The following is a 21,766-nucleotide window of genomic DNA, read 5'->3' on the forward strand; positions in this document are numbered from 1 at the left end:
AATTCTTGCTTTAATTAAATTCAAACGGAGGTTCTTAATATGACTACTAATTTACCAAACGATCCCTATGACTTACGTAAAGTTCTGAAAGAATTACAAGATCAACCAGGCCAATATCACGAAACCAACGAACCTGTTGATCCTATGGCGGAATTATCGGGAGTTTACCGATACATTGGGGCTGGTGGTACTGTTCAACGCCCCACCCAAGAAGGGCCAACAATGATGTTTAATAACATTAAAGGCTTTAGCGACGCCCGGGTTTTAATTGGTCTCATGGCCAGCCGAAAGCGAGTTGGGCAAATTTTCCATCATGATTACCAAACCCTGGGGCGCTTTTTAAAGGATTCCGTCAATACCCCAGTGCATCCAATTCAGGTTGATCATGACCAAGCGCCGGCCCAAGAGGTCGTCCATCGGGCAACGGATCCAGATTTTGATATTCGTAAAATCATTCCCGCTGCCACTAATACGGAATTTGATGCTGGTCCCTACATCACGGTCGGTGTGGTAAAAGGTTCCAGTCCTGATCAAACTATGACCGACGTTACTATCCACCGAATGGTCTTAGAAGATAAAGACACCATTGGGATGTACATCATGCCGGGTGGTCGACATATTGGTCACTTCCTGAAACAATATGAAGATTTAGATCAGCCAATGCCGATCACCATTAATATTGGTCTCGATCCAGCAATTACCATCGGCTGTACTTTTGAACCGCCAACAACTCCCCTAGGTTACGATGAATTAGACATTGCCGGTTCCATTCGTCAAGAACCAGTCCAATTAGTTGATGCTGTAACTGTCAAGGAACAAGCGATTGCCCGGGCTGAATATGTGATTGAAGCAGAAATTCTTCCTCATGCCAGCATGCAAGAAGACATCAATACCCACACGGGTTATGCCATGCCCGAATTTCCCGGCTATAATGGTGACGCCAATCCAGCTGTTAATGTAGTTAAGGTTAAAGCAGTTACTCACCGCCAAGACCACCCAATCATGCAAACAATGATTGGTCCCAGTGAAGAACACGTTTCAATGGCCGGGATCCCTACTGAAGCATCAATTCTAGATCTGGTCGATAAAGCCATTCCGGGTAAGGTCACTAATGTTTACAATCCACCGGCTGGAGGTGGAAAATTGATGACCATTATGCAAATTCATAAGGACAATGAGGCCGATGAAGGAATTCAACGTCAAGCCGCCCTACTTGCCTTTGCTTCCTTTAAGGAACTTAAGACGGTCTGGTTGGTGGACGAAGACGTGGATATTTTTGATATGAATGATGTCGTCTGGACGATGAATACTCGTTTCCAAGGAGACCAAGATGTGGTCGTGATCCCTGGGATGCGCAACCATCCACTGGACCCATCAGAACGGCCCGAATATGATCCTAAATCCATTCGCTTCCGCGGGATGAGTTCCAAGACGATTATCGACGGAACAATTCCATTTGATATGCGGGAGACCTTTAAGCGGGCACCTTTTAAAGAAGTTAAGGATTGGCAGAAATACTTGGAATAAGGTGAGAATATGAAAAAGATTATTGTTGGCATTACTGGTGCTTCCGGCGTGATTTATGGGATTGATCTTTTAAAAAAGCTCCATGCGCTCCCAGAAGTTGAAACCTACCTAGTTATGTCAGCCTGGGGGAAGAAGAATATCGAATTAGAGACAGATTATGCAATCAGTGAAGTAGAAGGCTTTGCTGACCACCTCTTTAAGAATCGGGATTTGGGCGCCACGATTGCCAGTGGGTCTAATCTGTTTGATGCCATGATCATTGTCCCGGCAACCATGAAAACAGTCGCCGCCCTTGCCATTGGCTATACTGATGACTTAATTACTCGGGCAGCTGATGTAACAATTAAAGAGCAACGACAATTAATCATCGTTCCGCGGGAAACCCCGCTCAGTGCTATTCACCTCGACAATTTAAGTAAACTGGCTCACCTTGGTGTCCAAATCATTCCTCCCATGCCAGCATTTTATCAGCAACCAACTACTATTCAAGAGCTCCTTGATCAGCACTCCATGCGCCTGATGGATGCTTTAGGAATTAAGCAAGAAGTTGGTCGACGCTGGGAAGGAGATTAAAGTGAATTTCACGATTCAAAAATCTGGTCTTCGGTTGCAAGCTGAACTGAAAATCATTAATGGTGACCTCCTGATCGCCTTAACTGGGGGTGATACCCCGCACATTGGCACCATTACTACCTTTGATCAGGCTACTAGAGCGATTACAACGACTCAATTTACAAGTCATGATAACCGAAAACATAAAGATCAAGTCCTGGCTGAGGAACTTTTAAATATTATTCAACCAGTCTTAACCGGTAACTGTGTCATTACTTCGGGAGTCCACGTTAATGGGATTACTCAAGCACAGATTCATGCCACTTTCCCAATGGCCCAAAATTTAGGTCAACAAATTAAGGCATGGCTGCAAGAAAACCCTTTCGAAATTAAGGAACCGGAATATCATTAATAGAGGCCGGAAAGAATCGTCATCACGTTCTTTCCAGCCTCTTTTTAACTTACAAATTTAATGTTCCTAGTTGCCAAGGCAATAATAATTGCCATTAAAACGGCCACTATTCCGATAACAATATCGCCAGCAAAGGCCATTTGAATACTGATATCCGATAAAATCCCAGTAATAATGGGAACGGTAAATGAAGCGATCGCTCCGAAGAAATAAAAGACGCCGGTCACCATTCCCCGATGCTGCGGATAGAGTTTCATAAATAAGGTTAAACCAGTTTGCATAACGCCACTAGCAGCACTGAAGCCAAAGATAAAACTAGTAATTTCCGCCACCACTAACTGGTGAGAAAGCACAAGCATTATCAAAGATCCGGTAGCGATCAAATTCATCGCAATGATAATCTTCGCTTCACCAACATTTCGTCCTAATAGGATAAATAAAGTTAGCACTCCCAAAATGGACCCTATACTATATAAGGAAAGTAACCAATGACTTTGACTGGCAGTATAGTGCTGACTGTTTTCACCAAAAAGGGTAACCCATTGCGTAAACCAAATCATCAGCGCCATTGAAACATAGCCATAAATAACGAAGGCGCCACTAGCGATTAAACGTCCAGGATTGTTTCTGCTCCCCTGACTATCCTGATTCGAACTCGAAGTTACTTCTGGTCGTTTCGGGAATCTAATCGGCATTAATAAAACCGCATTTATCGCCAATAAGCCCGCCATAATCAAAAATGTCCAACCGTACCAGCGCCCATCATGGGAGAAAAATGAAACCAGAAGCGGCAAAATAAATTCCCCCACCGAAACCACGGCCCGCAGTAAGACGTTAAATTGTCCATTACCATTGTTCATTTCAACAAAGGTCGTATAGGTGCCGGCGTCTAAAGCCGAATTAGCAATCCCTGCTAAGATCGCTAAGACATAGGCAACTGGAATGCTCGGTGACATCACTATGCCAACCGCAAAAACAAAGTAACAGGCCATCCCAAGATAAACAAACAACTTACGACTGAGTCGATCCGCCCAATATCCGGTGATCAAATAAGCAAGCAAGCGCCCAATCCCAACTCCGGAAATAATAAAGGAGACCATCTTAATGGTTACTCCCCACGACGAAGCTAAATTCGTCATATTTTGCGCTAAAATTAACAAGCCAAAGCCATGAACAACATAGTTTAGATATAAACTGAGTGATAATCGGCGACGCTGCCCCACCGTGATAGTCAACCACCCCGTCTGCTTGACCATGCAAAAACAAGATCGGATCAGTAATCTGATTTAAATTCTCTTTTAATTCTACTGCCCCGTTCCCCAAGGCATTCATGATCCCCACTTTTAAATTGGTTAAATTAGCCGGATCCTGCGCCGCTCGCTGTTCAACCCGTGAGTCAGCATTCACGCCTTGACCGCCACTAGTCTGATCAGGAATGACCTGATGCGGATCAAGATCCAGAGGTAATTTCCCTAAAGTTGGGATCTGATAAACCGAAAAAGGGTCTACAGCAACGGCCCCCGCAATCTGACCCGTTGTTTGGGTGAGATAGCGCAAGATGGTAAAGCCACCCATACTATGCCCGATCAAAAAAGTTGGGAAATAATAATATTCACTCTTTACCTGTTCAACTAGTGTTGCCAAGGTTGTCTCCAAATCACTAGCTGCCTGCAAATACCCCCGTTCGCCTTCTGATTGACCGTGACCAGGTTGATCATAACGAAAAACATTACAATGGTTGGCAAGCAAGAAACTCGTTAATTGATCATATTTTTCGAGATGCTCTCCCAAACCATGAACGATAATGATATTAGCTTGCGGATAATCGGCTAAATTGGCAACAGTATGAATTTTAATACCTAAAGCGTCAATTAAAACTTGGTTCGTCCTTTGATCGTAAAATCCCATTTGATCCTCCCGAGTGAACACAAAAGCGACCAGGTGATTTCACCTGATCACTACATTAGAAATTAAGAAATGAATTTAGCAACCAATTATTAGTCTAGTTGGGCCAAGGATTGATCCAAATCAGCAATTAAATCATCTACGTTTTCAATCCCAATCGACAAACGAATGAGGTCTGGTGTAATGCCAGCAGATAACAATTCTTCTTCGCTTAATTGAGCATGGGTGGTTGAAGCTGGGTGCACTACTAAGGACTTAGCATCCCCAACGTTAGCTAATAAGGAGAAGAGTTTCAAATTATCAATAAATTTGACAGCCGCCTCGGCACCACCAGTTAATCCAATCGTAAAGATAGACCCAACCCCCTTCGGGAAGAATTTATCAGCTAATGGCTTATATTTGTTGCCAGCCAAACTTGGATAGTTAATCCAAGCGACCTTCGGATGATTGTTTAAGTAATCCGCTACCTTTTGAGCGTTTTCGACATGCCGTTCAATTCGTAGCGACAAACTCTCTAAGCCTTGTAATAACAAGAAGGAGTTGAACGGACTTAGAGCTGCCCCAGTATCCCGTAGAATCTGAGCTCGAAGTTTCGTTGTAAAGGCGGCTCCGCCAAGATCTTTCCAAACCAAGCCATTGTAATGTTGATCAGGGGTCGTAAAGCCAGGGTAACGTCCTGATGCTTCGTAGTCGAATTTATCACCTTCTACGACAACCCCACCCATGGAAGTTCCATGACCACCAATAAATTTAGTAGCTGAATGAACGACGATGTCTGCCCCTAAATCTAGAGGACGGATTAGGTAAGGAGTTCCAAAAGTGTTATCAACAATCAGCAAGATCCCATGCTTGTGGGCGATTTCCGCGACTGCTGGAATATCAATCAAGTTCGCGTTGGGATTACCAATTGTTTCCAAATAAACTACCTTGGTATGATCATTAATTGCCTTTTCAAAGTTAGCTGGGTCATCAGGATCAACAAAATGAGTCGTAATCCCAAATTGAGGCAAGGTCGCTGCAAATAAGTTATAGGTTCCACCATAAATCGTCGATGCGGAAACAATCTCATCACCTTGACCGGCTACATTTTGAATCGCTGCTGTAACTGCCGCTGCACCCGAACCAAGGGCTACACCTCCGGTCCCGTTTTCTAAGGCCGCCACCCGCTTTTCAAAAACTTCCGTTGTCGGGTTGGTTAACCGTGAATAAATATTTCCGGCATCCGTCAAGGCAAACCGACCGGCAGCTTGTTCAGCGTCTTTAAAAACATAGGCCGTCGTTTGGTAAATTGGAACTGCCCGCGACCCAGTTTCAGCATCTGGATGTTGTCCTGCGTGCACTTGTAAGGTTTCAAATGATAATCCGTTGGTATCTAAATCGTAAACTGACATGGTAATCTCCTTTTAGATCATAAATTTTTAACTACTTTTAATTAAGACTTAGCTCCACATGACATCATCATCCAGATCAAGGAGGACACTGACATATCCCCAATTCTGATAATGTTTCATTAGTATCCTCCTCGACTAATTTAAACTATGGCAAAGCAACCTTTAAAAACATTTTTGTATAGCTTTAAAGCATCTTGGTGCCAAGAATCTTGGACATTTTCTGGTTCTGGCGTCCCTTTAAAATAATTGGCCGGTAATTCAATACTCTTCCCAGCTTCACTATCACGATGATACTCCTGGTACAAGGTCAAACGATCGTATTCGGGATGTCCCGTGATGTATGTGAAGTGGTGATCAGCGCTTTCGACAATTTGCGGGCCAACCACTTCATTTGCCGCAATCAAGACAAGGTTGGTGCGCTCGATATTCATGATCCGGTTAGTAGTATGGCGAGAAAAAGGAATCTTCAAACGATCAACGTCGATCCCATCAAACAGTTCGCTCTCATGGAAAACCGTGACGGGATAAAGGCCAAACAATTTTTGATCCGTTGGATATTTGGGTAAATCAGCCTCATAATACATACCGGCTTGGGCTGCCCAACAAAGACACAAGACTTTGGTGCAGTGATCGCGCGACCAATCGATAATCTGACAAAATTCATCCCAGTAATCAACTTCTTCAAAATCAACGGTTTCAACTGGCGCACCAGTGATAATTAAGCCGTCAAAATGTTGATCCGCGATCTCTTGCCACGTGGCATAACATTCTTTAATCGTCGCTGCTTGATCACTCTTAAAGTGATGAGATGCCGGATAAAAGAACGTTAATTCAACATCCGTTTCCAAAGCGGCTAAAACACGACGATATTGATTTTCAGTTGTTTCTTTAGTTGGCATCAAGTTTAAAATCGCAATTCGAAACGCTCCTGAAATACTTTGATCAATATCCTTGGTATACCCGTTTAAACTATATACTGTCATGTTAATAACCTCCTTGAAAATTTTACTTATTTGAATTTCTGTTAATAAAAAAATCGTTCCTAAATAGTTGCCTATCCAGGGACGATCACTCGTGTTACCACCCATCTTCATTAACTTGTTACCAAGTTAACCTCATCAGCACACCGAAGTATGCTAGGGATGGTATCGGATCCTGCCGGAATCATCAGCCTTGCGACCAAGATTCAGCGACTCGGAGCTCATTTTCAGTAATGATTCATCGTCTTCTTTCACCAAACGAAGCTCTCTGGAACTAGAATCAACTACCTACTCTTCTCGTCAACGTCATTCATATTAATAAGTTAAGACCATTATAGTCCTCTAATATGAGATGTCAACAACTTTTATCATTTTTATTTAATTTTTGTCTAATAATTGGGCTAAATCGGCAATTAAGTCATCCGGATTTTCGAGACCAACTGATAAGCGTAAAAGGGTCGGTGTAATCCCTAACTTTTCACGTTGGGCTTCTTCAACGTCGGCATGTGTTTGATATAACGGGATCGTAATGAGACTCTCAGCACCCCCTAAACTTTCCGCAAAGGAAATGATTTTAACATTATCTAATACCTGCCGAGTTAATTCGGGCGTTGCTAAATAGAATGAAATCATCCCCGCTTTTCCGGGATAAAGAACCTTGGTAACTTCTGGACGCGATTCCAAAAATTCCTTAATCTTTGTGGCACTTTTTGTATGGCGTTCCATTCGAATCGGTAAAGTTTTCAAACTACGCAAGAGCAGCCAGGCATCAAAAGTGGCCATCGTGTCGCCGGTAGTAATGTAGTATTCATAGTATTCGTTATCCAATTGTTCATCATTCACTACAACGACTCCACCTAAGAGATCATTATGCCCCGAAAGATATTTGGTGGCTGAATGAACGACGACGTCCGCACCCAAGGTCAATGGCTGTTGATAAATTGGCGTGTAAAAAGTATTATCCACCATGACCAAAATGGAGGAATTGTATTCATGAACGGCAGCGGAAAGAGCCTTTAGATCGAGTTTCTTCATCGTGGGGTTGGAAGGTGTTTCTAACCACACTACTCGGGTAGCGGGACTTAATAAATCCACTAGATCAGCTAATTTCTCCCCATCCCATTGTTTGAACTTAACTCCCATATGACTTTCCAAATACCGGAAATAGCGGAAATCACCACCATATAAATCATCTAAAGAAATTAACTCATCACCGGTCTTTAAAATGCTTAAGGCTAACTGAACCGCCGCCATCCCAGAACTTAAGGCAAAGGCACGCTGACCACTTTCTAATTCTGCTAAGGTTTCTTCAAGCACGCGCCGTGTGGGGGTGGCTAAGCGGGCATAAGTATATTCCTTTTGCTCATCAAAATTAATTGCTTGCTCTAATGATGGATGACGATAATTAGATGAAAAATATAAAGGTGCTGAAACCGACCCATTCGCATCTCGGTGATTCCCGGCTTGCGCGGCAATGGTTTCCACTGACTTTTTACCCTGACTACACATAAACTATTCCCCTCTCTGTGCACTTAATAAAGCTTGTTTTAAATCTGCAATTAAATCTTCGGCATCTTCAATCCCAACTGAGAGCCGAATTAACCCAGGCTTAATCCCCGCAGCTAATTGCTCAGCCGGCGATAATTCGGCATGACTCATTTGACTTGGTAATTCCACTAAACTCTCTACTGACCCTAAACTAACGGCTAATTTAAAGTAGTTAAGTTGGTTCACAAAAGCCACGGGATCAGCTTGATCATTTAACTCAAAGGATAAGACCCCCCCAGCCCCTTTAGCCTGAGTACGGAGACTCTCGTAACCTGGATAACCCGGCAGACCTGGATAATTGATTTTTGACACGACACTTTGACTTTCTAAAAATTCGACAATGGCTTTCAAATTTTCCATTTGACGATCCATCCGTAAAGATAAGGTTTTAATCCCCCGCGCTAATTCATTTGAGTCTTCAGGTGATAAGATTCCGCCCAGGGCGTTTTGAACAAAATAGATCCGCTCGGCATACTGGTCATCTTTGACGGTGACGGTTCCAGCACTCACATCGGAATGTCCTGATAGATATTTAGTAGCACTTTGAATTACCACATCCGCGCCTTGTGTTAATGGTTGCGATAAATATGGACTTAAAAAGGTGTTGTCAACAATCGTGGTTAAATGGTGTTGTTGGGCTAACTTTGCCACCTCTTCTACTGAAGTTACCTGTAACAAGGGGTTGGTTACTGGTTCAAAATAAATTCCCTTCGTGTTGGGCTGAATTGCGGCTTCAATCGCTGCTAGATCACGAGTATCGACGGTGGAAATCGATAGTCCCCACCGATTAAAGAACTGATTCAATAATCGAAAAGTTCCGCCATAGATTTGATCACCAACAATGAGATGATCGCCTTCTTTAAAAATCGCTAAAGCCGCATGAATGGCCGCCATTCCAGAAGCAAAAGCGAAGGCATGTTTGCCACCTTCCAGATCGGCAACTTGATCCTCTAAAGCTTGGCGCGTCGGATTACCTGATCGTGAATAATCATATTTAACTTGTGCGCCAATTTCCGGGTATTCATAAGTCGTTGCCTTATAAATGGGCACCGTCACAGCCCCCGTTTGATTGTCTTTCGGGGCTGGTACATGGACCAGCCGAGTATTAAAACCTGTCATATTCTTCTCCTCTAAAATAAAAAACGCCCCCAAATGACCGAAGTCATCCAGGGACGATTGCTCGTGTTACCACCCATTTTCATTAGTCTGTTACCAAACTAACCTCAACAGCACACCGGAGTATGCCAGGGATGGTATCGGATCCTGCCGGGATAACTATAATTATTCTAGTTTCCATTTGCTCCGAGGTGATCTTCAGAATCATCTCAATCCCGCCTTTTCACTAACGACGGTCACTGATGATCTCCATAATTCCTACTCTTCTCATCAACACATAAATATTAAAATTTAATTAGAATGATTGTAGTATAGTAGGTCACCTATTGGCTGTCAAGAGATATATCTGAATTAATCTGCTGTAATTTTAAATTCCCCCGTCGGTATAGTTATTATCAGCGATTTGGAAATATTAAATCTTAGTATTTTAACCTAATATTAGATCGCTAAATTTCATCAATTTTAAATTCTAATGATGAGTAATCGTAACTCACCTTAGTATTAAATTCGAAACTATCTTCGTTTAATCGTTTTAAAATACGATCTGAAATTTCTCGATTAGCAGATACGGGAATTCCATGATTAAGAATACGTTTATCCTGTAATCTTAAATCAATTGGCAATGCCTTAAATTTGATCTGGTTGTCATCAAACATTACTCCAATCAATAGACCATCATTAAACATAGTTCTGCTATTAAAACCAACCCACTCGCCATTTTCTTTAGCACGATGGCTATGTAGTACCGATGGTAAAGCGTTTTCATTATGACCATATTCAGCATTCATTTCAGGTGGAATTATCGATTCGCCGGCCTCAAATTCCATTAAGAAGCTACCCAAATTATAAAAAATTGGTTTGCCATGATATTTTTCAATTCCACGTAAGAAATGAGCTCCATGACCTATCACTAAATCGGCTCCCGCTTTAATTGCCCGGTGGGCGCTTTCAACAATAAAATCAGCAGGTTGATCATTATACCAATCTTCATTAGCTCCCTCATGCGTGTGAATAGTAAAAACAACATAATCAGATCGATACTTTGCATCTTTAATTTGACGCTCAATTTCCTTAATATCACTCTGGTTTACTTCTGTGACAGTTTTCGTTTGATCACTTTTTCTTATTTGAATAGATTTTTCATAAAGCGACCCAAATTTAAATGTTCCTTCTGGTTCCGGAACCCATCGTTCAACGTCATAACCATTTTGACTTGATTTAGTCAGGCCCAATTGATCCCGCAATTCCTCTAAAAACAGGTATTGGTCATCCTTAACTTCATAAACCGTGTTCCACCGCAAAGGATTAACTCCCGGTCTAGCAACGACGCCATTTCCTCCTCGACTTGCTAAAAACAAATCGCCTCTAGTTGCCGTAGCAGAAACAATCCCCACCCTACACTCTTTCGTATCTACAAAGCGTGGTTTTTCAACTTCATCTAAGCTTCTACCTAGTCCGATCGGATCTAACCCCCTTCGCTCAGCAACCTTGATCGTATTTTTTATACCTTCAATTCCAAAGTCACCTGTATGATTATTGCCAAAATTTATTGCGTTAAAACCTAATTTAACTAATTCATCTAATCGATCTTCCCGAACAGCGGTAACATAACCTCTTCCTGCTGCTACAGGTGTTCCATATTTAGGAATTGTAAATTCAGCATTTGTAAAATTTACGTCACCTTCTTTTAAAAACTCTAAAATTCTTGAATCTAATCGATTAACCAAATTCTTACTTGAAAATAAGCTATCCCCTGTTATATTAATCTGCATAACTTTCTCCTAATTCTTCAGATAGTTTAATGTTTTTTTAACTTCAACCTTAGCTGGATAATGCTTTTTAATCCATTTTTGAATTTCTTTATTATGATAAAGCGTCAGGAGCTTCTTATATTCTGACTTTTTCGCATTATTTGCAGTAGTTACAATTACGTTTACATTGGCTTTAGTATTTTGATTAATATTTTCATGATAAATTGAATCTTTCAAAACGTTCAATTTAGCTTGTTGAGCTGTGTTATTATCAATCGCGACTGCAGCAACACTATTGTCATGTAAAACGCTCGGCGTACTAGTTGAAACAACTGTTTTAATCTGAAGTTTCTTAGGATTATTAACAATGTCAGATGGCGTTACCAAAGTATTAGCATTATGTTTTTTAAGGTAATTAAACCAGCTGACTCAAGTAGTTTTAATCCTCTGCTTTCGGCAGCAGCATCATTAGCAATAACTACTGTACTCCCATCAGGAATTTCACTTATTTTTTTGTATTTTTCAGAATAAAGTCCCATCGGCTGAATATAAGTAGTACCAATTGCTACAAGTTTATTCTTTGGATTCTTATTGTTGTATGTGGTGAAAAAGGCATAAGATTGAAAACCATTAACATCAATTTGACCAGTAGCGGTTGCTTTATTAATCGAATTAGAATCAGTTATATCTTTCACCTTAATGTTTAGACCCGCCTTTTTGGCCTGAGATGATTTAGCAATATGTTCCCATACGGCAGTATCAGTATTTTGTGTTCCGATAACGATTGTATCTTTACTAGTTGATTTTTGATTCGTTATATACCATAATCCACCCCCAAATATTATTAGAATGATGATTATTGCTATCCAAATAAATTGTTTTCTACGCATGACTTTCTCCTTTTCTTTTAGAACAAAAAAGCTACCAACCACAAACATGGTTGATAGCTCCTATCAAAGTCTGGTACTCTTCTGGCCCACTACTTAATTAATGTACCTCAAAAAGCCCAACTGAAACCATGTCAGTTCGGATTTAATTGTGATACACATGTACATCATCGCTTGTTTCAATTTTTTCATGATTTCAGTTCCTTTCTTATTATTATCCATTTTCTTCAATAAACGAAACCAGCCGCTTAAGAGCTTCCAAAATCGTTTTGGTCTGGTCGACCAGACTTACCCGAATATAACCTTTCCCATATTCACCAAAAGTACTACCAGCCACCACAGCCACGTATTTTTCTTTCAACAAATCATTCGCAAATTGTACATCGTCTACACCGTTCGGCAATTTAATCCATAAGAAGAAGGTCCCGGCCGAATCCAGCACTTCGATGTGATGGTCCTTCAATAACTTAACAGCTGCAACTTGTCGGTCCTGATAGATCGCTCGTAAATTAGCTCTCCCTTTTTGCGAATTTAAAAGTCCAAACTCAACCGCATCCTGAATGGCCCCAAAGACACCACCAAAAGATGCCCGAATAAACCCTTCAATTAAATGAATGATTTCTTGATTTCCAACGGCAAAAGCGATTCGCCACCCAGCCATATTAAAAGTTTTCGAAAGGGTATATAATTCAACCCCAACGTCTTTAGCCCCTGGAACACTTAAAAAGCTCGGTGCTGACTGATGAAAGGAGATATCGGCATAAGCAAAGTCATGCACCACTGGAATCTGATTTTGCTTGGCAAAGCTAACCGTTTCTTCAAAAAATTCTCTCGTGGCGCCTGCCCCCGTCGGGTTATTGGGATAATTCAAAAAGAGCAAATTAGCCTGTTTTAAAACAACTGGAGGAATTTGATCATAGCTTGGCAGATACTGATGATCGGCCTTTAGTGGTAAGGGGTAACTACGCCCGCCCGCCATCTTTACGCCGTTTTGATAACCGAAAAAGGCGGGATCAGGAATCAAAGCATAATCGCCGGGATTTAATAAGACCATCGGTAAAGCGGTGATCGCTGCTAAGGATCCGGAAAAAATGGTGATTTCATCCAACGATAATTCCACCCCATATTCGCTTTGATAGAATTCTTGAATCGCAACCTTTAACGTTTGTTTCCCACCATATGGCGGGTAGCCATGATTTAATGGCTTTTTACTATCCTGTAAGAATTCATCTACAATTTCTGGAAAAGTTGGTAAATCGGGGCTTCCTCGTCCTAGAGAAATCACTTCATGACCAGCTTGCTTTAATTCACGAATTAACTCTTGTTGGCGCGATAAAAAATTATCAGTTTCACCATTAATTCTGCTTGCCTGATTTATTTTCATGATCGACCTCACAAACGTTCAAATACCGCCAGAATCTGTTCAGCTGAGATAGCGGGAAAAATCGATTGCATCCGCTCATTTTGCACATCCGTCATTTGAATTGCAATCTCCCGTGCCTCTTGGTCACTAATCGCTAAATCACTTAATCTCTCTGGTAAACCGAAATGGGGATAATAAGAATGGATTTCGGATATTAAGTCCTGATTTGCTTCTAATTCCACTTGAATTAAATTCCCCAGTGCCACGATCTCGCCATGCGTGAATTTAGTTACTCCTTTAACCTTCATAAATGCATTGTAGAAGGTATGGGCGGCGACACTACGCCCATTCAAATCCGCAAACCCATCAACGGCTGCGGCAAATAAAAAGATCGTATCTAAAAAATTGATTAATTGTTCTGACGCTAATTGATCAACACCCTCGACTGCTAAGATTTCATCGCGACACTCATCCAAAAAGAAGCGCGCCGCTTTTTCTGTAGCTAAAGATAGGTGATCCTTCGGCAATCGGCGACGAATTTCATAAAACTTAGCTAAGGTATCCCCGATTCCAGAATTCAAATATGGTCGCGGACTCTGTTTTAAGAGTTGGGGTTCAATTAACACAGCAGCAATTGGATTGGCAATCCGGACACTTTCAATCATTTCATGCGCTTGATTGTAGACAATACTTTTGGTGGTCAAGGCAGCACAATTAGACGGGACAGTTTGGATATTAATTAACTTTACCTTTAATTGATCCGCCACTAATTTGGCGTTGTCCATTAATTATCCTCCGCCTAAGGCAATTAATCCATCCACCTGGGACTGACTAATTTGGTCCACTAAACGGGTTACTTCCGCAAAAGTATTCGCGCCCGCAAATAAAAATAGTGGGTATGTTTCATAAAAATGAGCTGGCAGAAAATCGGCCGTCACCTTTTTTACCAGTTCGTCAGTCATAATCACTGGATGTTGAATTTCAAGGTCAGCCAAGATTCCCTCAATTGATTTTAAAATTCCGGGTTCATTAATATAAATCCCCGGGCTTTGGCGAATGACTCGTTTTGCCATGTTAACTCACCTCCGCAGGAAATGGATCATCTAACATCCGGTAAATATGCAATGTATCGGGATGATTTAATAATTGATGCAATTGTAATAATGAAGCGGCAATCCCTGCTGCCCCATCATAATATCCGAGAGCGGCAGTTTTAATTGCTGGATTTTTCCGTTCAAATGATTGCACCCACTTTACTTGGTCATTCTCTTCACTAGCCCGTTTAATAATGATTTCCGCCGTTACTTTAGCTTTTTCTAAATAGTTATCGTCCTTGGTCGCTAAATAAGCTCCAATATACATCTGAAGAAGCCCCGCCGATGAACAACAATAATTATCAAGTTCCCAATATCCTGCCGACCGTTCTTCCGGCGCTTTGAGATAATCAAGCCCAGCAATCGAATCTTTTAACAATTCCAAATGTCGCTGATCATGCTCGAGCTGCCATTCTTGGTAAAAATAGCGGGCTACCCCAGTGGGACCTCCACAATAACCAACATAGCAAATATGTTCATCATCAGGTAAATAATGGGGTAGAACAATCTTAGTTTGATCTAGCGAATTCTTTCGATAAAAATCATCAATCCCTTGCGTTCCTAACCGATACTTTTCTTGCCCAGTGATTTCCCAAATTTTTAAGAGAACAAAGGCGACTCCGCTCGGGCCTAATGGAAAGCCCGTATTAAATTTACCATTCGGTCCCCCTACAAATTTTAGGTCCAGCCCTATATAGTATTGACCAAACTGATCGTGATGTTGTTGTTTTAAGACATAGTCCCCAAATTTTGCTAATGCTGCTTGAAAACCTGACAGTTGGTATTTAGGTCCCAACTTAGCTAATAATAAAGCTGTCCCCCCATCAGCGACGACACCAATCTGCCCAGACCAAGCTCCTTGATCAGTTTGATCATCAATGATTGCTTGTAGAATTTCTTGAACGGTATCTCGATAAATGGCTTGATTAGTAAAGTCAAAAAGTTCATCTAAGATAAAGGCAATGCCGCTATAACCAGTCGTGATCGCATAGGGACTAAAAGCCTTTTTTAAAGTCCGTTGATTTTGCCACCGATATACCAAGTATTTTCCGGCTTGATCTGCAATTTTGAGGTAACGTGAATCTTGCAAGTTGGAATAAAGATCTAAATAAAATTTAATGATCCCGGCACTACCTGCATACAAAGAGATTTCGTCATAATAATTCCAGTCACCATGAAAAGATTCTGAAATATCCCACACCGTACCTTCATCACGATCAACTTGATGGGCTGCTAAATATTTTTCAACACCTAAGACTGTTGCTAGATAATCCATCTCTTACCCCCGTCTAATATTGACTATAGCGTCGTTCCAGGAATTGCTGAAAGATGGTATAGATCAAAATCAAAATGACATACCAAATTCCTACGACGATATAAACTTCAAAATATTGGAAATTCTCTGAAGCAATCAACTTCCCTTCCCCAAATAATTCGGTGACCCCGATGGAAAAAGCTAAGGAGGTTTCTTTGAGCAGTCCAATAAAGGTATTCCCGATGTTAGGAATCATGATCCGAATGGCTTGAGGAATTACAATGAACCGATAAACCTTTTGATTACTTAAGCCCAGGGATCGGCCGGCTTCAACCTGGCCGCCATCAACGGAGGATAAGCCTGACCGAAAGATTTCTTCCAAATAGGCGGCTTCTTTTAAAGCAAAACAGAAGATCGCCGCCGCTAATGGTGAAACTGACGATCCTGTATTCAACAGTTCGGGAATCCCAAAATAAGCGACAAAAAGAATCACCAAGGTTGGGAAGCCCCGAAAAATCAACAGATATAATCTGACAAACCAATTCGTAGCTTTAAAAGAATACATAATCGTTAACAATGCCCCGAGCGCAATTGCAATGGCCATTGCTGCTAAAGCCATGCCAACGGTTTGTGGTACATAGCGACCAATTTGTAAAAATAATTCTCCTAAATAATTTAAGTTCATACCTACATTACCTTTCGCTAATCATCAACTGATTTCTTAGTTACATCTTCGCCGTAGTATTGTTTTGATAATTTACTAATCGTCCCGTCAGCTTTAAGTTCCTTTAAGGCCTGGTTAAACTTCTTCTTCAAAGCGGTCCCTTCACTACTCTTTTGGAATGGATATGCTTCATTATTCCATCCCGCCACGCCTTTCACGATCCGCAAATTCAAGTTTTGCTTCTTAATTGTTTGTTGAAGGAATTGACGTTGATTTAAAACCCCTGCGACCGTTCCATTATTAGCATCGGTAAAGATCGCATTCCGATCATCGTAAGTTTTGATCTTAATCTTGGAGTCATAAGCCTTCAATAAGGCAATGTTGCTTGACCCAAGGGTGGCCGAAACCGTTTTGCCTTCCAGATCCTTTAATGATTTAACACTGGAGTCTTTAGGCACGGCTACCTGCGCTGCATAATATGCAAAGGTATTGGAGAATTGGTAGGTTTTCTTTCGTTCAGCATTAACGGTTACCGCATTGGCTACGGTATCAATCTTGCCGGATTTAACTGATTCCAACAGGGCTGGAACATCACCAATCACTTTAAACTTCACTTTATAACCAAGCTTTTTAGCCACTGCCTTGGTTAAGGCGATGTCAAATCCGGTTAGTTTCCCGTTCGAGCGATACGAATTGGGATATGTTTGAGCTGTCGTTCCTACCGTAATCGTCTTACTGGCGGCTTTGACCGTCGTCTGACTAGCGAATAACCCTACGACTGTTAAAAAAGCCGTTAAAGTAACCAAAATTCCTAATTTCCACTTCTTCATCTTCTTTACCTTCCTTTTTTCTAAAACAAAAAAGGCTACCAACCACAAACATGGTTGATAGCCTTTATCAAGGTTTGGTACTTCTCAAGCACATTATTCAATTAATGTACCCGAAAATGCCCAACTGAAACCATGTCAGTTCGGATTTAGCTGGAGTACACATACACATCATCGCTTGATTCAAACTTTTCATAATTCCAGTTCCTTTCTGTTAGATATTTTTCAATATAGATAATATATTGGAATGACCACTAAAAGTCAACATAATTTTTAAAATATTTTAATCATATTTTAAATTTAATTTAATTAAAATTCCATTGCGTCTAAAAATGCTTGAATTCGTTCCGTTGGATGCGTAAAGAAATCATCCGTTGAACCATCAAATTCAATACGACCATCTTCAACAAAGACAATTTTATCCGCTACGCGGCGGGCAAATTCCATATTATGGGTCACCACAATCATCGACTGGTCTTGTTTTGCCAAATCTTGTAAAACACGCAAGACCTGGGCCTCTAATTCGGGATCTAAGGCGCTGGTCGGTTCATCTAATAAGATATAAGACGGGTCAAGGGCCAGCGCACGACAAATTGAAATCCGTTGTTGTTGTCCCCCGGAAAGCTGATCTGGATATCGATCGGCAGTATCAGCCAAGCCCACTTGTTCTAATAACCGACGCGCATTGGCCTCAGCTTCCTTTTTAGGCTGCTTATGTACGACAATTGGTCCTTCAGTGATATTTTGTAAAATCGTTAAATGAGGAAATAGGTTCCAACTTTGAAAAACCATCGCAGTTTGCTGACGGGCTTTCAATAATTCGTTTCTAGCAATTGGCTTAGCAAAATCAATCGTTTGATCATTTATCTTTAAGAGACCTGCCTGAGGACGTTCCAAGAGGTTAATGGATCGTAAGAGAGTTGATTTCCCCGCTCCCGATGGCCCTACTAAAACCGTAGTCTGATGTTCAGGAAATTCAACACTAACATTATCTAGGGCATGGTGGTCAGCAAATTGCTTATCAACATTTTGAAAAGAAATCATTTAAGCCACCTCCTGAGTAAGATAACGCGAAAAATGTTTTTCTAAGTAATGTTGCAGAATTGACAAAATGGTACAGAAAAGCGCATAAATAACGGCCACAATACAATACATTAATAATGGCTGATAGTTTCTTGCAGCATATTGTTGGCTAACCATAAACATTTCTAGAATCGTAATTGACGACGCTAAAGAAGTGTCCTTGACTAAACTGATAAAGGAGTTTGATAATGGTGGTAAGGCGACCCGAATGGCCTGTGGAAAGACAATCTTAAATAAAGTCTGTTGGTAGGTCATACCAATTGAATAAGCTGCTTCCCATTGACTTTGGGGGATTGAACTAATAGCTCCACGAACCGTTTCGGAGGCATAAGCCCCTGTATTCAAGGAGAAAGTTAAAATTCCTGCAGTCCAGGCATCAAATTGAATGCCAACATTGGGTAACCCAAAGAAAACAATAAATAATTGAACCAATAATGGCGTCGACCGAAATAGCCAAACGTAAAAACCCAGAATCCACTTTAACAAATGCCAGAAAATGACCAGCACCCGATTACCACGTGGTGTTGAGATCCGCACAAGCGCCGTCAAAACGGCAATCACTAACCCGATAGCGAAGGAAATTACTGCAATCGGGATGGTATATTTGATCCCTGCCCATAAAATATCGGGAGTTGAACTAGTTATGATTTCCCACATAAATTACTCCTCAGTTAAATCAGTTCCAAAGTACTTTTCAGAAAGTTTTTTCAGTGTTCCATCTTGGCGTAGTTCCTTCAATGCCTTATTAACCTTCTTTTGCAGTCCCTTGTTATTTTTGCTCATCATTGCCGTAATCTTTTGACTGGCGATTTGACTAGTTGGTACTTCAATTGACTTCAGATCAGCATTCGGATTCTGCTTGATGTAATAGGCATAAGCTTCATTTGAGTTTAAAGCAGCAACGACCCGACCTTGTTGAATTAATTGCATTGAACTGGCAAAATCACTTGATGAAACCACGGTCCCACCAAACTTCTTTACGTTCGATTCATTAGCGGTCCCCGTTCCAGCAGCCACCTTTTGCCCCTTAATATCATCAATGCTAGAAATCGTCGAATCCTTCTTGGTAATTAAGGCTGACTTAGAATAAATGTATGGGGTTGAAAAGGCGTAAGCTTTCTTCCGTTGCGGTGTTTCCGCTAAATCGTTAAAGACAATATCAAATTTATTAGAACCCAAGCCGGCAATTAGTGAATCCCATTTGGTTGGCACGAATTTTACCTTGTAGCCTAGCTTTTTTGCGACATCCTGTGCTAAGTCAACTTCAAAACCTTTTAGTTTCCCGTTTTCTTTATAAGAATATGGCGCATATGTTCCCTCTAAGCCGACAGTTAGCGTTCCCTTAGTGATTAAATTGGCTTGACTACTGCTCGAGCTCTTGCCACAAGCCGCTAAGGTAACTGTTGCTACTACAGCTACGGCTAAGACTGATAAACGTTTAATCCTTTTCACTTTCATTGTTAACCTCCAATTAACATACCTTGAAATTAGCTTACATGTTGCAAAAAAGGCATCAACCACCCAACATGGTTGATGCCTTTTTAAGGTTAAGGAAGAATGAGTGCTTAATGTACCTCAAAATTCCCAACTGAAACCATGTCAGTCCGGACTTGCAATGAAGAACACATACACATCATTTGCAGATCCAATGGTGACATACTTTCAGCTCCTTTCTTTTGCTTATCATTTGTAAGTACAGTGTCTAGTTTACCGACCCAGATCTTATCTGTCAACATAAATATTGAAATGTTACTAAATAGCGATGACTGTTTGACATTTTCTCAATTGGTCTATATTCACACTTGAATCTAACAGTAATTTCCGATTAGTTGTTTCCGCTTTCTTAATAATAAAATTAAGTAAAATGCATCCACAACATAAATATTTACGTATTTAGTTTTATATTATTTACTCTAACTCTTTTGAATGATAGGATCTGTGACATATTATTTATTCAACGGAGGATTGGTCTATGAGAATTGAACACGATTCATTAGGAGAACTAGCAGTACCCAAAGATGCCTTATACGGGATTCATACCTTGCGGGCTCGCGAAAACTTCCCCCTGGAATCCATTAAAAACGATCCAGAACTTTGCAAAAACTTCCTTTTAGTCAAAGAAGCAGCTGCGATTGCTAACATGAAGGCCGGGGCATGGGAAGATAAACGCATTCCTACCGCCATTATCTCATCTTGTGATTATCTTTATCACAATTTCAGTTATTATCATCAAGAATTTGATCTTCCCGCCCTGCAAGGTGGTGCCGGTACTAGCACTAACATGAACATTAATGAAATCATAGCTAACAAAGCCTTACAAGAACTCGGCCTCCCTTTAGGTGATTATCAATACATCAGCCCCAACGATGATGTCAACAAGTCCCAGTCAACCAATGATACCTATCCTACAGCTGGCCATTTAACCATGATTAAATTCACACGAACGGTGATGGACGAATTGTCGAAAGTAATAACAACCCTTCAAGACCTAGCAACTAAGTATCAAGATGTCCTAAAGATGGGGCGAACCCAGCTTGAAGATGCCGTTCCAACTACATTTGGTCGATCATTTAAAGCCTATGCCTCCGTCCTTTCTCGGGATATGGATCGATTAGCGGCCGTTTGCCAGGAATTAATGACCATCCCCCTTGGCGGAACAGCGATTGGAACCGGTGTGACTGGTAACCGCTCATATATGGACACGGTGGTTGATGAATTAGCTACTTTAACTAAACTACCCTTAAAACAGTGCGATGATTTAGTGGATGGGATTCAGAACAACGATTGTTATGTCTCCTTATCAAATGCTTATCGTAGTTTGGCCGTAGATTTATCTAAAATGAGCAATGATCTTCGCTTACTAAACTCTGGTCCTCAAGATGGTCTGAGTGAAATTAATCTTCCCAAACGACAAGCAGGTTCATCCATTATGCCAGGAAAGGTTAACCCCGTAATTCCTGAATTCTGTACCCAAGTTGCTTATCAAGTTATGGGCCACGCAACCACAGTAGCCATGGCAGCTGAAGCTGGTCAATTAGAACTCAACGCCTTTGAACCGGTCGCCTTTTATGATTTATTCGAAGATGCTCGCTTATTACGAAAGGCACTGCATACGCTAGATAAAAACTGTCTCCAGGGAATCACCATCAACATTGAACGTTGTATTGCCATGGTTGAACACTCAGCTGAAACAGCGACCGCCCTATCGCCAGTTCTGGGTTATGAGCGAACTACAGAAATCATTAAAGAATCCTTACGGACCGGAAAATCTATCCGAGCCCTCGTCAAAGATGAGATTAGTCAAGAAAAACTGGATGAATTACTTTCGCCAGCTTCATTCTTTGTGAAATAAAATAACTAGCTGAAAAAAACGCCCCATAGGTAAACTGGAACGGCTGCAGGTCTAAAACG

19 protein-coding genes and 2 pseudogenes are annotated in these 21,766 nt (G+C 41.1%); 4 read left to right on the forward strand and 17 right to left on the reverse strand.

Features of this window, described 5'->3' with window-relative positions; genetic code table 11:
- Window positions 1-39 precede the first annotated feature (39 nt).
- Genes PS3_RS05555 through lpdD form a run of 3 tightly spaced genes read left to right on the forward strand, consistent with a single transcriptional unit; the run spans window position 40 to window position 2,491 of the window.
- On the forward strand, window positions 40-1,527 hold the full coding sequence (locus PS3_RS05555; protein ID WP_040468305.1) for a UbiD family decarboxylase: 1,488 nt from the start codon (window positions 40-42) through the stop codon (window positions 1,525-1,527).
- Between the two features lie 9 nt (window positions 1,528-1,536).
- On the forward strand, window positions 1,537-2,100 hold the full coding sequence (locus tag PS3_RS05560) for a UbiX family flavin prenyltransferase (RefSeq protein ID WP_040468307.1): 564 nt from the start codon (window positions 1,537-1,539) through the stop codon (window positions 2,098-2,100).
- Window positions 2,075-2,491: a prenylated flavin chaperone LpdD gene (gene lpdD / locus PS3_RS05565; protein ID WP_050950859.1), complete on the forward strand. Its 417-nt coding sequence runs from the start codon at window positions 2,075-2,077 to the stop codon at window positions 2,489-2,491. Before PS3_RS05560 ends, lpdD begins: the two co-directional genes overlap by 26 nt.
- A 44-nt stretch (window positions 2,492-2,535) precedes the next feature.
- Here lpdD and PS3_RS05570 read toward each other — a convergent pair whose 3' ends face one another.
- The 17 genes and pseudogenes from PS3_RS05570 to PS3_RS05645 form a co-directional block, all read right to left on the reverse strand.
- A complete protein-coding gene (locus tag PS3_RS05570) occupies window positions 2,536-3,714 on the reverse strand; it encodes an MFS transporter (RefSeq protein ID WP_007122306.1) in 1,179 nt (392 codons plus the stop codon).
- Window positions 3,715-3,769: 55 nt separating this feature from the next.
- Window positions 3,770-4,399: pseudogene (locus tag PS3_RS10635) on the reverse strand (alpha/beta fold hydrolase); the annotation flags it as partial.
- A gap of 89 nt (window positions 4,400-4,488) precedes the next feature.
- Window positions 4,489-5,787, reverse strand: a complete 1,299-nt coding sequence (locus PS3_RS05580; RefSeq protein ID WP_007122307.1) for an O-acetylhomoserine aminocarboxypropyltransferase/cysteine synthase family protein — start codon at window positions 5,785-5,787, stop codon at window positions 4,489-4,491.
- 140 nt (window positions 5,788-5,927) lie between these two features.
- Entirely contained in the window at window positions 5,928-6,770 is an 843-nt protein-coding gene (locus PS3_RS05585; protein WP_007122308.1) for a homoserine O-acetyltransferase/O-succinyltransferase family protein, read from the reverse strand.
- 375 nt (window positions 6,771-7,145) lie between these two features.
- On the reverse strand, window positions 7,146-8,276 hold the full coding sequence (locus PS3_RS05590; RefSeq protein ID WP_007122309.1) for a trans-sulfuration enzyme family protein: 1,131 nt from the start codon (window positions 8,274-8,276) through the stop codon (window positions 7,146-7,148).
- A gap of 3 nt (window positions 8,277-8,279) precedes the next feature.
- Window positions 8,280-9,434, reverse strand: coding sequence for a trans-sulfuration enzyme family protein (locus tag PS3_RS05595; protein ID WP_040468309.1), 1,155 nt, complete (start codon window positions 9,432-9,434; stop codon window positions 8,280-8,282).
- A gap of 443 nt (window positions 9,435-9,877) precedes the next feature.
- On the reverse strand, window positions 9,878-11,203 hold the full coding sequence (locus tag PS3_RS05600; RefSeq protein WP_040468310.1) for a CapA family protein: 1,326 nt from the start codon (window positions 11,201-11,203) through the stop codon (window positions 9,878-9,880).
- A 9-nt stretch (window positions 11,204-11,212) separates the two neighbouring features.
- Window positions 11,213-12,072: pseudogene (locus PS3_RS10870) on the reverse strand (MetQ/NlpA family ABC transporter substrate-binding protein).
- Between the two features lie 211 nt (window positions 12,073-12,283).
- A complete protein-coding gene (locus PS3_RS05610) occupies window positions 12,284-13,453 on the reverse strand; it encodes an aminotransferase class I/II-fold pyridoxal phosphate-dependent enzyme (protein WP_007122311.1) in 1,170 nt (389 codons plus the stop codon).
- Between the two features lie 8 nt (window positions 13,454-13,461).
- Window positions 13,462-14,217: a dehydroquinate synthase/iron-containing alcohol dehydrogenase family protein gene (locus PS3_RS05615; RefSeq protein ID WP_235719990.1), complete on the reverse strand. Its 756-nt coding sequence runs from the start codon at window positions 14,215-14,217 to the stop codon at window positions 13,462-13,464.
- A 3-nt stretch (window positions 14,218-14,220) separates the two neighbouring features.
- A complete protein-coding gene (locus PS3_RS10650; protein WP_235719991.1) occupies window positions 14,221-14,505 on the reverse strand; it encodes a dehydroquinate synthase/iron-containing alcohol dehydrogenase family protein in 285 nt (94 codons plus the stop codon).
- Between the two features lies 1 nt (window position 14,506).
- On the reverse strand, window positions 14,507-15,802 hold the full coding sequence (locus PS3_RS05620) for a lanthionine synthetase LanC family protein (RefSeq protein ID WP_040468311.1): 1,296 nt from the start codon (window positions 15,800-15,802) through the stop codon (window positions 14,507-14,509).
- Between the two features lie 13 nt (window positions 15,803-15,815).
- On the reverse strand, window positions 15,816-16,466 hold the full coding sequence (locus PS3_RS05625) for an amino acid ABC transporter permease (RefSeq protein WP_040468313.1): 651 nt from the start codon (window positions 16,464-16,466) through the stop codon (window positions 15,816-15,818).
- Between the two features lie 17 nt (window positions 16,467-16,483).
- Window positions 16,484-17,275, reverse strand: a complete 792-nt coding sequence (locus PS3_RS05630; RefSeq protein ID WP_040468314.1) for a transporter substrate-binding domain-containing protein — start codon at window positions 17,273-17,275, stop codon at window positions 16,484-16,486.
- A 306-nt stretch (window positions 17,276-17,581) separates the two neighbouring features.
- On the reverse strand, window positions 17,582-18,316 hold the full coding sequence (locus PS3_RS05635; RefSeq protein WP_007122313.1) for an amino acid ABC transporter ATP-binding protein: 735 nt from the start codon (window positions 18,314-18,316) through the stop codon (window positions 17,582-17,584).
- Window positions 18,317-19,012 (reverse strand): amino acid ABC transporter permease, encoded by a 696-nt coding sequence (locus tag PS3_RS05640; RefSeq protein ID WP_040468316.1) that lies wholly within the window; start codon window positions 19,010-19,012, stop codon window positions 18,317-18,319.
- A gap of 3 nt (window positions 19,013-19,015) precedes the next feature.
- The gene (locus PS3_RS05645) at window positions 19,016-19,813 is read right to left on the reverse strand and encodes a transporter substrate-binding domain-containing protein (RefSeq protein WP_040468318.1); all 798 of its coding nucleotides are present in this window, start codon (window positions 19,811-19,813) and stop codon (window positions 19,016-19,018) included.
- Between the two features lie 514 nt (window positions 19,814-20,327).
- Between PS3_RS05645 and PS3_RS05650 the strand changes: the two genes are divergently transcribed.
- Entirely contained in the window at window positions 20,328-21,707 is a 1,380-nt protein-coding gene (locus tag PS3_RS05650) for an aspartate ammonia-lyase (RefSeq protein WP_007122315.1), read from the forward strand.
- Window positions 21,708-21,766: the final 59 nt, after the last annotated feature.

The sequence above is a fragment of the Limosilactobacillus gastricus PS3 genome (assembly GCF_000247775.1).
GTDB lineage: Bacteria > Bacillota > Bacilli > Lactobacillales > Lactobacillaceae > Limosilactobacillus > Limosilactobacillus gastricus_A.